The organism is Tychonema sp. LEGE 07196, from assembly GCF_963890365.1.
GTDB lineage: Bacteria > Cyanobacteriota > Cyanobacteriia > Cyanobacteriales > Microcoleaceae > Microcoleus.
On the sequence record NZ_CAWPRX010000190.1, the window covers coordinates 1 to 12,466 of the forward strand.

Sequence of the window (12,466 nt, forward strand, 5' to 3'; positions counted from 1 at the left end):
GGTGGTTCTTCTGTGGGTGGGGAGATTTGGGGGAGCTCGTTAGCGCAGCCCTCGAAGAGGATCGCCCTTCCTTCCAATAGCTGCTGGCGTGCTGTTTGCAGGTTTTGGGCGATCGCCCAACCCTCGGACTGGAGGCGTTCTAAAGTCAAGTCTGGAAAATCGATCAAATCTCTCAGGGGTGCGGCGACTTTCCCAAAATCCGGCAATTGCAGCATTCCAGCCAAACCGGAGAGTTGATAATAAACCTGGTTGAGGGCGGTAACGCTTTTTGCTAAATCTGCCTCAGAAGCTTGGGAAAGTTCGGTTTCCAGGCGATTGAAGATTGGCGGCAATTCGTGTTCAAAAATCAGTTTTAGGGTTTCCGGGGCTGCCGATCGACTGGCGACGGGAACTGGTGGCGGTTCTGGCTTGCCGTACTTTGCCTCGAACTGGGCGTGAATTTGGGCGAGATCCTCCAAATTTGACCTTTGATCTGGAGTGCTGACATCTGAGTGATGAATGGATTCGACAGAAATCTTTTTGAGAGTATCCACCCCTTGCAGTAAAACACTTACAGTGGTCGCTTCCAGTGCCGACAAGTCCGTGCGATCGCGCAAAATGACAAAACAGTCCTCTAGGGTGTGAGCCGCCGCCGACACGTTTTGAAAGCCCAACATCGAACCCGCACCTTTAATCGAGTGAGCGGCCCGAAACATTTCTTTAACCGCCGCTTCTCGCTCTTTCAAATCCGAGGTTTCCATCGCCAGCAGGTGCGTCTCCATCGACTGGAGAAACTCGGTGGTTTCTGCGGTAAAAGCATCTATTAATTCGTTTAAATCATCGTCATTCATATTAAATTAGTCATTAGTTAGTAGTCATTAGTCATTAGTCATTAGTCATTAGTTATTAGTCACTTCTTAGATGATGTCCGGTTCATTTCAACCCGCCCCTCCCCACCGACAGAAATGCGATCCTCTTCTGCAAGCTTCGCTAACGCACTTTTTGCCTTGGGATGGGGCGGGTTTATGTAGATTATCGGTGGGAATTAAACATTATTCGTGAATCCGCCCTACAGGAATTATGCTATTTAATGGAATTTGAGACGACCAATGACTAATGACTAATGACTAATGACTAATGACTAATGACCAATGACTGATGACTAACTGCGGAAATTCGCCACCGACTTTTGCAATTTTGCAACAGAACCGGACAGATCGTCCAAAGAAGCTTTGACATCCGAACCCTTTTGTGCAGTTGTATTAGCAATCTCGTTGACTTGCTGCATACTGTTAGAAATTTCCTCAGCGGAAACAGTTTGCTTGGCAGATGCGCGAGTAATATTCTGCACCAAAGCATTCATTTCTCGACTAACTTCGATGATAGCATTGAGGTGAGTTTTAGCTTCGCTGGCTAGTTTTGTGCCTTCGACTACCTCCAGCGTTCCCGATTCCATTGCTTTCATCACGCGGCTGATTTCTTCTTGAATTGTACCGACAATTTCCGAGATTTCTTCAGTAGCGCCGGCCGATCGCTCTGCCAACTTCCGCACTTCTTCGGCGACAACCGCAAAGCCCAAACCTTGTTCGCCGGCTCTGGCTGCTTCAATCGTAGCATTGAGAGCTAACAAATTCGTTTGGGAAGCAAGTTGAGAAATCGAAGTAACAATTTTGCCGATTTGCTGCGAAGATTCGCCCAAACGCTTCATCATTTTTGAGGTTGAGGCGATCGTCAACCGGAGCTCGTTAATGCCTTCGACAGCGCGATCGACCGCCATACCGCCGACTTCAGCAGTGTGAGAAGACTGCTGGGCGACTGTTTCAGCCCGCACCGAAACATCTCGCACGTCGCGGATCGAATTCACAATCCGCTCAATTTCCCGCATGATGGCAGATATTTTTGTTGCTTGAACTTCCGCTTGTTGGGTGAGTTGGCTGGTATTGGTGATTGACTCGCCGGTGGCAGATGTTACCTGTTCGGCTAGATTTTGAATTCCTGTTACCACCTTCCGCAAAGAACCGATTAAGAAGTTGAAAGAATCCGCAACAGCACCTAAAACATCGTTGGTAACTTCCGCCCTGACTGTCAAGTCGCCTTGAGCCGCGCCTTTAATTTCTCCCAACAATTTGAGGACTTGTTGAGTCATAGAATCGGCTTCAGCTTTGCGTTCTGCTGCCAATTTTTCTAGCCGTTCTTCTGCCTCTTTGCGTTCGGTGATGTCAAAGCGGATGGCGATATATTTGACTATTGTGCCGCTGGTATCGAAGATGGGGGCGATCGTCGAATCTACCCAATAAAATGAGCCATTTTTAGACTGATTTTTGATTTCTCCTTTCCACACCAAGCCGCGCGAAATTGTCATCCACATTTCAGCAAAAAATGCTTTGGGATGGTAGCCGGAATTGATAATGCGGTGGTCGCGGTGCAGCAGTTCTCCCATGCTGTAACCGGAGATTTGAATGAATCTGTCGTTGACGTAGGTAATCATGCCTTTGATGTCAGTTTCGCTGACGATCGCAGCTTCGTCTAGGGCATTTTGCCGCGTTTTGAGTTCTTGCAGCAAGCGTTGCTGTGTCTCGGCAAACTGCTGCATCTGCTGCTGGGATGCTCTTTCCTGGGTGACGTTGCGGCAAACTACTACACCGCCTTTGATTGCTCCCGTTTCGTCTTTAAGCGGCCTGCCGCTAATTTTTATCCACAAACCCTCCGGCTGGGCTGCATGGCGGGTGAAAACATCTACGTCGTCTGATGATTCTCCTCGAATTGCGCGCGCTAAAGGTATGTCGGCGGCGGGATAGGGAGTGACTCCATCTGGCAAAAATAAGCCGTATTTTCCCGACCACTCATCGGGAATAGTATCGGTGGAACCCAAGCCAAAGATATTTTCGGCTGCGGGGTTGAATAAAACAAAATTGCCATTTTCGTCGGCAGCAATTACGCCGTCGCTAATGCTGTCAATTAACAGTTGCAAAAGATTGCTTTGACCTCTAAATTTGTCTTCAGAACTGGCTAATTGGGCTGTTGTTGCTTCCAGTTGGGCGATCGCCTGTTTGCTTTCGGTAATGTCGCGGGCGACTGCATACATGATCTTTTCTTCTAGTAGCGGTCGCGACTTCCACGACAGCCATTTGTAGGAACCGTCTTTGCAGCGATAGCGGTTTTCAAAAGCGATTACTTCGGCTCCGCTAGCTATTTTTGCCGTTTCTGCTAAGGTTTTTTCGCAGTCTTCGGGATGGACGAAATCGAGAAACAATTGGTCTTGCAGTTCCTCTACGGTGTAGCCGAGGGTTTTTGCCCAAGCAGGATTGAGGCGCTTGAATTTGCCTTCAAAATCGGCGATACACAGCAAGTCGAGGGAGAGGGTGAAAAACCGATCGCGCTCTGCTTCGGCTTTTTTGCGATCGGTAATTTCGATCGCCACACCGCCGACACCCATCGGTTTGCCGTCCTCTCCGGCCAAAGGAAAGTAAGAAGCCAGCCAATCTCGGATTACACTCGGTTGATTGACGGTTGTTCCCGATACCTCAATGTTTAAAAATGATTGGTTGTTTGTCAGAACGCTCTCCAAAATCGGCTGCAGAGTATCGACCATTTCGGGTATCACTTCACTGACGGTTTTGCCGAGGTGTTCGGCAACTGACGGGCCGGTGGTTTCCGCTAATTTCTCGTTGACTTGCACGAAGCGCAATTGGTCGTCAAAGATAAACATGGCGGCCGGGGCGGCTGTAAAGAATGCGTCAAAGCGGGATTGACGCAAAACTAATTCTCGTTCTAGAGCTTTGCGATCGCTAATGTCGCGAGCTTCTGGAATCAGCAGCACGACTTTGCCGCTGTCGTCTTTGATGGGTTTTAGGGAGAAGTCCACAGTCATCACAGCACCTCCAGCAACCAGCACGTCGGCTTCGTAGCGGACAAATTCGCCGGCGGCGGCTGTGACGACTGCAGCTTCGACTTTTTGCTTGGCTTCTGGGGAAATCTGCCACCACAGATTCTCGGCAAACTGCGTGCCCACGAAGTCTTCGCGCCCGAGTCCGGCGGCTGTCATGGCTGTTTGGTTGGCTTCTAAGACGGTGCCGTCGGGTTCTAGCAGCCCGACTAATTGGAACGATTGGTCGAAAATGGCTCGGAACAGTCTTTCGCGATCGCGCAGCATTTCTTCAGCGTGTTTGCGATCGCTAATGTCGCGGCTAACTGTGGCTAGGGCCACCGCCTCGCCTGTTTCTGGGTTTTTGACTGTAAACAGGGTGAAGTCAACGGGAATGTTTTCGCCTGTTTGAAAGTTTCTAAACAGGAATTCGCCTTGCCAAAAACCTTCTCGCACAGTGGCGGGCAATATCTCTTCTTTGAGAATTTTAGCGTTTTCTGGTGTGAAGAAGTCATACATATTTTTGCTTTTAACTTCGGCAATATTTTGCAATCCCGCTAGCTTAATTCCAGCGGCGTTAATATATGTTGGCTCTCCCTCCATTGTTGCTATGCCGATAAAATCAGAGCTGCTTTCGACAAGCGAAATCAATCTTTGATTTTCGACTTCAGCCAGCTTGCGCTCTGTAAAGTCGTTGTTAATTTCTAAAATTGCCTTGGGTTTTCCCTGTTCGTCCCGCTGTAACGTCCAGCGACTGAATACGGTAATTTTTGTGTTGTAATTGGTGGTGTGAATTAGTTCTCCTTCCCAATAATTATGCTGTTCTAGCTGTTCTAAAATTGATGCTAAAGGTTGGGTAAATATCGTATCGAACAGGGTGTGAGTAACTTGTCCTAAAGCTTCTTGCTTTTTCCAGCCGTAGATTTTTTCAGCGCCTTGGTTCCAGTAATCGATCGTACCGTCTAGCTCTCGAATAATCAAAGCATCGCTGGCGAGGTCGAGCATTTGCAAGTTCTGCTGCAAGGCTTGTTCCGCGCGCTTGCGGCTGGTGATGTTGCGGGCGATCGTTGACATAAATTCAACTTCTCCGCTCTCGGATTTGTGGACAATAATTACTTGAGAAACTGGTATTTCTTCGCCGTCTAAAGTCTGCCAAATTGTCTCGCCGCTCCACGTTCCATCCCGACTAGCTGCGGGGATGCCGACGTTTGTAACAGTATCGACACTTTTGGGCGATGTCAGGTCGGAAATTCTGATGTCGGCTAAATTTGCGTCCTTCCCAACTTTTAACATTTCTCTGGCGGCCTGGTTGAGATAGAGGGTGCGCTGCTGGCAGTCTACCACCCCTACCCAGTCTGTTGTGGCTTCTAGGATGGCTTTGAGCCGCAGTAGCTGCTGTTCGGATTCGCGGCTTTCTGTGATATCGCGGGCGAAGCCGAGCATTCCTATAGTATTGCCTTCTGCATCTTTGAGCGGCAATTTCTGGGTGTCGAATACGTGTATTTTGCCGTCGGCTAAGGTGGCGGAGTCGTTGGGGGCCGGCGCGGTTTTGTTGTCGGTGCGGAAGTTTTGGATTTGGTTTTGGGAGTCTGTTTGGGCGTGGGTGTTGCTGAAGATGCGATCGGCCGATATGCCAAGTTCTAAATCATCTTTGCCGATAATTTCTGCTGGGGTTTTGCCGAAGGCGGCGGCGAAACCTGCATTGACTAGGGCGTAGCGGCGGTCTTGATTTTTGACGAAGATGCAGTCTGGGGTGGCGTCAATTACTGTCCGCAGCAAACGTTGGGAATTTTCTACTTTTGCGAGTGTTTGCCGCATTTGTTCTTCCATTTCCACGCGCTTGGTGATTTCTCGAATCGCGCAAACGAGGACTTTGCTGCCGGAGGCATCTACAAAGGTAGATTTTTTGACGGAGAGAAACTGGGTATTTCCGGCTGGGCTTGTGATAGTTTCTTGGGTTTCAATGCTCGTATTTGCCAAAAAGACTAATTGATTTTTTTCTTCATATATATCTGCTTCTTCTTTCGGCAAAAAGTCGCGGTAAGCTTTGCCAATTAGTTCTTCTCGGCTGTGGCCGATGTATTGACAAAAGGCATCGTTTAATGTTAGCCATCTGTGCTGTTCGTCTTTGACGTAAATTGGGTCAGGGATGGTGTTAAGGATATTGTTTAAAAATTGTTCCGAAGCTTTTAATTGCTCTTGAACAGCGGTGCGATCGCGAATCTCTTGTTGCAATTGGGCGTTAGTTTGCGAAATTTGCTCGGTTCTTTCCTGGACTCGCTGCTCTAGTTCTGCAGTTAGCTGTTGCAAGGCCGCTTCTGTTTGTTTGCGTTTGGTAATTTCGCGGCCTTCTACAAGTATTTGATAGACTTGTCCAGTTTCATCTAACAGGGGTTTCAAGGATATATCCATTACTATCAACTGGTTATTGAAGCCGGTAATTTCGTATTCTTCCCGCACAAATTGGCCGGTAGAGACTTGTTGAATGTTGGTTTTTATTCGCTGCTGGTTGGTTGGGGATGCTGCCCACCAAGCTGTGTGCCAAAATTTCTGTCCCAGCACTTGTGATTCTGGGAAGTTGCCTAATTCTAGCGCTGTCCGATTTGCTTCGATCAAAGTACCGTCTGGCTCTAATAATCCGATGATTTGAAAAGCTTGGTCGAAGATGGCTTGAAATCGCTGATTAGTTTGGCTGAGGGCTTGTTCTGTTGCTTTTTTGGACTTGAGAATTTGGGTGGAACCTACTAAGAATTGGTAGCGGTTGGATAAACTCAAAAATGCGATCGCCGGAATGACAGTTATCCAATCGGAGATAGTTTGCACCACGGGGGAGTGCGGCAGTCCCAGGTATTCGGCTGCGTGGCCGCTGTGGCCCAAAGCGCAACTCAAAAATATGCCTGCTGTGACTGTGGCGAAGATGTCAAACCCAAATTGACGGTTTCGCCACAAACCTAAGCTGATCAGGAAGCCGATCGCAAAATAACACAAACAAATGATGCAATTGGCAATCCCAGTTAGCATCGATGGAGAGAAGTCAGGTAATGTAAAAGTGAATGTCGTGGCGATCGAGCTATAGAGAAGTTTCATGATAAAATTTATAGTGGGCAACTCAAATGTGGGCGATGGAACGATCAATTTTAGATTTTAGATTTTAGATTGACTCCATATTCTTCCTTCTTCCTGATGACGTTGGACGGAAAGATCGGGGGGAGGACAGCAAAACATGACTAATGACTAATGACTAATGACTTCTTCCTTCTTCCTTCTTCCTTCTTCCTTCTTCCGATGGACTTACATCCGTTACATCCGTTACATCCGTTACATCCCGTACATTGCTCGTTGCCGAACTTCCTTCTTCCTTCTACTTACCAACGATCGGAATGGGCGATGGCTTCGACATCGACTATCATGAGCAAGCGTCCGTCGGAATTGTACAAACCTTTCAAAAAAGGAGCTAAGTCAGGGCTGACATCTATCGCCGAGACAGTGCGATCGGGATTTAGAGATAAAACTCCTTCGACGCGGGAGACGGCCAATCCCATCCGCATCTTCGACAATCTCACGTCTCGCGGATCTGGCGCTTCCACCACTAAAATGCGGCTGCTTGGGTGGTGAGTGTCAACCGGTTCGAGACCTGCAAACCCTCCGAAGTCTGCGGTTGCTAAGATTTCGCCCCGCAAGTTGGTTAATCCCAGCAAAAACGGCAGGGTGTTGGGAACCGGGGAAATCGGTTGTTCGCTGAGAGAAAGCACTTCTCGCACAGCTTCTAATTCTATGGCGAACAGACTGCCTCCTTGACCGAAGATAAGAAATTGTTTTGTTCCACTTGTCTGATTCCCCGCTACGGTGGGAGCAGTTGCTTTCATTGTAGATTTTTTGTTTATAGTCTAGCTTACAAATTAGGATTTTGCTTTGCCAGGAAAGGGGAGCATCTCACGAGAGGGCAAAAACCGTCTTTGAGGAGTGCGATCGTCCAGATTCCTAGATTTATACCTATAGCGATCGCTCCGATCGCACTTTGTGTAATAGGGAGCATCTGGTGTTTGGCATTTATAGTACCAGTTTAATATCTCGCCAGTACAATACGCGATTTCTTGAGGTGCTCGCACGCTCAATAAAAAAAATGTTTTTTGCAAAACACCAGATGCTCCTGCGTAATACCCTGTCCGGTCAATTACCCAAATAAAAAAGGTTAATAATGCGGAATACAGTCCGCATTACGAACCAATCTGAACTCCGTTAATCGACCGGAAACTATATTAAATAAATCGCGGGTTTGACAATTAATCAACTTGCGATTATTAAAAGTAAAAATTTTAAGAAATTGTGAAACCCAGTTTTTTAAATAAAACGGGGTTTCTAGCTATAATGTTTTTTGTGAGAGCTATTGACTACTCTCAGCGCTGAAGCGACTGAGATTCCAAGAATCACTTCTTAGAGTTTCTGCTTCATAGCACCAGCCTTAACAGATTTACTCTGTTCGGGTCTTACAGTCGCTCCACAGACATTCACCGCAAGCCCTGCGGCAAGAATATTTTTCGCAGCATTCACATCTCTGTCGTGATGTGTACCGCACTTAGTACAATCCCACTCTCTGACATTTAAAGGCAACTTATCTACGATATAACCACAGTGTCCACACCGCTTCGAGCTAGGGAACCATCGGTCAATTTTGACGAGTGTTCGTCCATACCAATTGCACTTATACTCAAGTTGCCTGACGATTTCACCCCAACTAGCATCACTAATTGAGAGAGCAAGTTTTTGGTTTTTGACCAGATTCTTCACCGACAAATCCTCGACTGCAATCACTTGGTTTTCACGAACCAGTCTAGTTGTCAATTTGTGAAGAAAATCCTTACGAGCATCGCTAATTTCGGCATGAACTTTAGCGACTTTCAGCCTTGCTTTGTGGCGATTGTTAGATCCCTTTTTCTTCCTACTAAGTGCTTTTTGAGCTTGACGCAATTTACGCCGTTTTGCTTTAAAGGTTTTAGGATTAGCAATCTTCTCGCCATTACTCAAAGCCATCAGCGTCGTAATACCCAGATCCAAACCAATTTGATTAGGAGATTCAGGCAATGCAGCTATTTCAACATCTACCAACAAAGAAACAGTCCAACGTCCAGAGGGCGAGAGCTTCACCGTAATTGTTGATGGTTCTGAACCTTCAGGGAGTTGACGACTCCAACGGATATTTAAGGGTTGAGTACATTTTGCTAAAAATACCTTGCCATCTTTCCACTTGAAAGCTGACTTGGTAAATTCAGCATTACCTCCGTGATGCTTTTTCTTGAAGTTAGGGTATTTCGATCTTCCTGTAAAGAAATTAGTAAAAGCGGTTTGTAAATGCCTCAAGCCTTGTTGTAATGGGACACAGCTAACTTCATTGAGAAACTGCAAGTTTTCCTGCTTTTTCCAATTGGTTAGCATTGTTGAAGTTTCAGCGTATCCGACTCGCTCTTGTCGTTCATACCATGCTTCTGTCCTTGCAGCTAAAGCGCGGTTGTAAACTAATCTAGCGCAACCCATCGTTCTTCTCAGCAGTGTTTCTTGCTCAGAAGTTGGATAGAATCGGTACTTGAATGCTTTTTGTGTCATACTCACATTATAGCATTTATTCCGTGAATATAGTCAGCTAAAAAGATTAAGGGCAATAAATTGCCTCGCTCGTTTCCCTCTCAGGTCTGAAGACACACTCGTTTCCCACTTACCGTATTATTTTTATGAAGGCTATATATTGTGTTCAGGCCGAAAGCAGGCGCTGCACGATGTTGACGAGTTGCTGAGCTTCAAAGGGTTTGCTGACGTAAGCGTCTGCGCCTAAATCGGTTCCCCAAGCTTTATCAATGTCGGTATTTTTATGAGTACAAAATACTACTGGTAAATTGGCAGTTGCGCGATCGCCCCGCAATTCTCTGATCACTTCAAATCCGTTCATTCGCGGCATCACTACGTCTAAAACGACAAGATCCGGGGGTTTTTCTCGGATCAGGGCGATCGCTTCTTCGCCGTCGCTAGCCCGGATCGCGTCCATTCCGGCATCTTGAAGAATGCGGCAGATGATTTCGAGTTCGCTGGGAACATCGTCTACTACTAAAATTTTTGACATAATTCCATACTTCCTTGCTGTTGTTGACAGCCGACAATTCAGGATTGAGAAGCTGGCGCGATGAGTTTCGCCCCGCGAAAGCTATGGTTGTTTGGCTGCACCCCGCCACCGAACAAATTAATTCACTTCTAAATACAATATAGCCGATCGTACTGCCGCTGCGGGCAGAAAAAAGTTGAGTTAACGAACAATATACGAGATGCAAACGGATTTTGAGTAATTTGGCAATTGGGATTTGGGATTTGAAATTACCCACTATTAGTTACCAAATTTAAACTTCAATAATTACTTGCAAATTACCGCACTTTTTAGTAACCAGACAGGCTATTGATGAACCCGATCGCTCAAATTCCCAATCCAGCAAATTTGAGCGAATTCTTAAGTTGTACCGCGACAGTTTGTTAATCGATTTTGGTAGTAGAGACTCGATAATTCGCCGTTGGTTTTTGGGAAAATCGGGGACTAAATTTAACATCATTTGCAAGAGTTGAAAATACTGCCGATTGCCCAAACTTGGGGCTAACAAGCTACAGGATACTGCACGGGGCGATCTACATTAAAATTTTTTGCGCGATAGATATTTCCTGCGGTAGGTTTTGCTGGCAAGTTCTCTGAACTGATAACTTATTATCGCGTACAGTTAATTTAATAACATTTTAAATATTTAGTCCATAGTACCTAAGATGGAGATTTTCACATCAGCCGATCGCACTTTTTGCCTTTGATTTTGATATGACAGGGCTACTAAACCGCAAACCAGCTTAATTGACTTCTACCGAAAAAAAGAATCCTACGCAATCGAGGCATTTTTCCCAGTAGCATCTTCCCTTAATATCAAAAGTTGTGTAAAATACTGCAATACAAGGGCTGACGCGCTGGCGATCGCCAAAACCGGCTTTTTCAACTCGCTCGCACGCACTCCCCTGAAATTATTCTCAAAAAAATCTCGGTTGATGCGCCGCCAAATAAAAAATGCTAATTCAGTAATTTAATTGGGATAATTTTATAAATATGAGCGTTCAGTTTAGCGAGATTCAACTCCCTTCAATTCCCAGCCAGCAACAACCAGAAAAAATAAAAAACGCTGGCAATTTTGCCCATCAAAACAAGCCCAATGTACCCGAAGTGAAGGGGATATCGCGGCGAGGGATGACTGAAATTATAGCAGATATTCAGAACGAGCGAGGTGACAGCATTACTCCTCTGGAATGGACTTATTGTCTTTGGGCTAAAGCTGAATGGGACACCAAAAACCCCGATCGCGCCCCAGAAATATCCCAAGCTATTTGGCTGGTAGCTCAAAACAATGTCCGCCTGAAACAGCAGTTGCTGTGGCGATTGGCTCTGCACCACAGCCAGCAGTTAGAAAATCCTGTTTCCAGCAATGTTCCGGTGCTCGATCGCTCTTTGGTAGAGTGCTTTGCCGAATTTGCCAGCACGGCGGCGGGTATCGATGCTTTACCAGTACAAATTATTAAAATCCTGACTCGCGATAACTCTGATTACGAGCTAGCAAAGCTCTGTTGGCAATATCTAAAAACCCCAACCGAACTGTTAGCAAAAGCTCAGTTACCCGCCACAATCCCCGCAGCCGATCGCGCTCGAGTACATCTTGCGGGAATTTTTGCTAAAAATCAGGTTTCCGATTTGTCGGGCGTAGAATGGCTGCTGCGCTGCTTGAAGGAAATGCCACCAGCGCCGCAACTTGCAGCAGTTGAAGAGTTGTTAGTGAAAATTTCGAGCGATATTCTCAAAAATCAAAGACCGAAATTGGTTGAGTGGGTGCGAGATGAATATTATCCCAAATTGCAGTTAGTTTCGGCTCCCGCGCGAGAGTCGCTGATTCGATGGATTGGCGCACTAAATTACAGTTATTTCCAGAAAACAATTGATTTGGTGGCGCGGATGCTGCGGCTGTCTGATGCGGAAATTAAGCAGTTGGAGGAGCGCCGGGATTTTTGGGCAAATTATAGCGATCGCCTGAAGCGGGTGCGGTTGCTTTTGCCGCAGTCGTCTGCGAGCGCGATCGGCTACCAGTTGCAGTTTGATGTGGATATCTTACCGGAGGATGGCGCTCCTGCAACTGAAGTCTGCATTTTTGAATTGGAGGAGTATTGTGCGATCGAGTTTTTCCGGGGCACCGGGGCGGAACTTCGGTTAATTGGGCGCAGCAAAGAGAGCGATCGGCTGTTGTTTGTCAAAAAAGAACTTTCAATTAAGCGCCTCAGAAAATTAGGTGGCGAAGTGCACGATCGCGTTTTTATGTGGCAGAGTTCCTGTGAAAAATGGCTGAAACAGAAAAAGATTCTGCCCAACGATGGAACTAAATCTTTTCAGGGAATGTCGCAGTATTACGGCAAATACGATCCTACAAATGGCTTGAGAATGCCGGAACCTCAAGAACAAAAAGAGCGAGACATTTTGTTAAAAAAGTGGCAGAAGGAAATGCAAAGTTTGTAACGTAAAATTTACGCAAAGTAGTGCGTAGGTTGGGCCCGTCCAACAAACCC

Annotated in this window: 8 protein-coding genes; 1 reads left to right on the plus strand and 7 read right to left on the minus strand. The window is 46.5% G+C overall.

Features of this window, described 5'->3' with window-relative positions; genetic code table 11:
* The 7 genes from AACV78_RS22550 to AACV78_RS22580 all read right to left on the minus strand — a co-directional run.
* Nucleotides 1–830 (minus strand): Hpt domain-containing protein (locus AACV78_RS22550; protein WP_194074339.1); only part of this gene is annotated, 830 nt, incomplete at its 3' end.
* A 311-nt stretch (nucleotides 831–1,141) separates the two neighbouring features.
* Entirely contained in the window at nucleotides 1,142–6,931 is a 5,790-nt protein-coding gene (locus tag AACV78_RS22555) for a methyl-accepting chemotaxis protein (RefSeq protein ID WP_228042406.1), read from the minus strand.
* 278 nt (nucleotides 6,932–7,209) lie between these two features.
* On the minus strand, nucleotides 7,210–7,710 hold the full coding sequence (locus AACV78_RS22560; protein ID WP_194009635.1) for a chemotaxis protein CheW: 501 nt from the start codon (nucleotides 7,708–7,710) through the stop codon (nucleotides 7,210–7,212).
* Between the two features lie 26 nt (nucleotides 7,711–7,736).
* Nucleotides 7,737–7,880, minus strand: a complete 144-nt coding sequence (locus AACV78_RS22565) for a hypothetical protein (RefSeq protein WP_194009636.1) — start codon at nucleotides 7,878–7,880, stop codon at nucleotides 7,737–7,739.
* Between the two features lie 398 nt (nucleotides 7,881–8,278).
* Nucleotides 8,279–9,445, minus strand: coding sequence for an RNA-guided endonuclease InsQ/TnpB family protein (locus AACV78_RS22570; RefSeq protein WP_194009637.1), 1,167 nt, complete (start codon nucleotides 9,443–9,445; stop codon nucleotides 8,279–8,281).
* A 145-nt stretch (nucleotides 9,446–9,590) separates the two neighbouring features.
* Complete coding sequence (locus AACV78_RS22575; RefSeq protein ID WP_194009638.1) at nucleotides 9,591–9,956, minus strand: response regulator transcription factor; 366 nt, start codon at nucleotides 9,954–9,956, stop codon at nucleotides 9,591–9,593.
* 271 nt (nucleotides 9,957–10,227) lie between these two features.
* The gene (locus tag AACV78_RS22580; protein ID WP_194009639.1) at nucleotides 10,228–10,434 is read right to left on the minus strand and encodes a hypothetical protein; all 207 of its coding nucleotides are present in this window, start codon (nucleotides 10,432–10,434) and stop codon (nucleotides 10,228–10,230) included.
* A gap of 533 nt (nucleotides 10,435–10,967) precedes the next feature.
* On the opposite strand from AACV78_RS22580, the gene AACV78_RS22585 reads away from it, so the two are divergent.
* The gene (locus tag AACV78_RS22585) at nucleotides 10,968–12,416 is read left to right on the plus strand and encodes an EH signature domain-containing protein (protein WP_194009640.1); all 1,449 of its coding nucleotides are present in this window, start codon (nucleotides 10,968–10,970) and stop codon (nucleotides 12,414–12,416) included.
* Nucleotides 12,417–12,466 lie beyond the last annotated feature (50 nt).

Coding starts and splice junctions, on each gene's coding strand:
- AACV78_RS22555 (WP_228042406.1), bottom strand. CDS start 6,931: ATGAAACTTCTCTATAGCTCGATCGCCACGACATTCACTTTTACATTA.
- AACV78_RS22560 (WP_194009635.1), bottom strand. CDS start 7,710: ATGAAAGCAACTGCTCCCACCGTAGCGGGGAATCAGACAAGTGGAACA.
- AACV78_RS22565 (WP_194009636.1), bottom strand. CDS start 7,880: ATGCTCCCTATTACACAAAGTGCGATCGGAGCGATCGCTATAGGTATA.
- AACV78_RS22570 (WP_194009637.1), bottom strand. CDS start 9,445: ATGACACAAAAAGCATTCAAGTACCGATTCTATCCAACTTCTGAGCAA.
- AACV78_RS22575 (WP_194009638.1), bottom strand. CDS start 9,956: ATGTCAAAAATTTTAGTAGTAGACGATGTTCCCAGCGAACTCGAAATC.
- AACV78_RS22580 (WP_194009639.1), bottom strand. CDS start 10,434: ATGATGTTAAATTTAGTCCCCGATTTTCCCAAAAACCAACGGCGAATT.
- AACV78_RS22585 (WP_194009640.1), top strand. CDS start 10,968: ATGAGCGTTCAGTTTAGCGAGATTCAACTCCCTTCAATTCCCAGCCAG.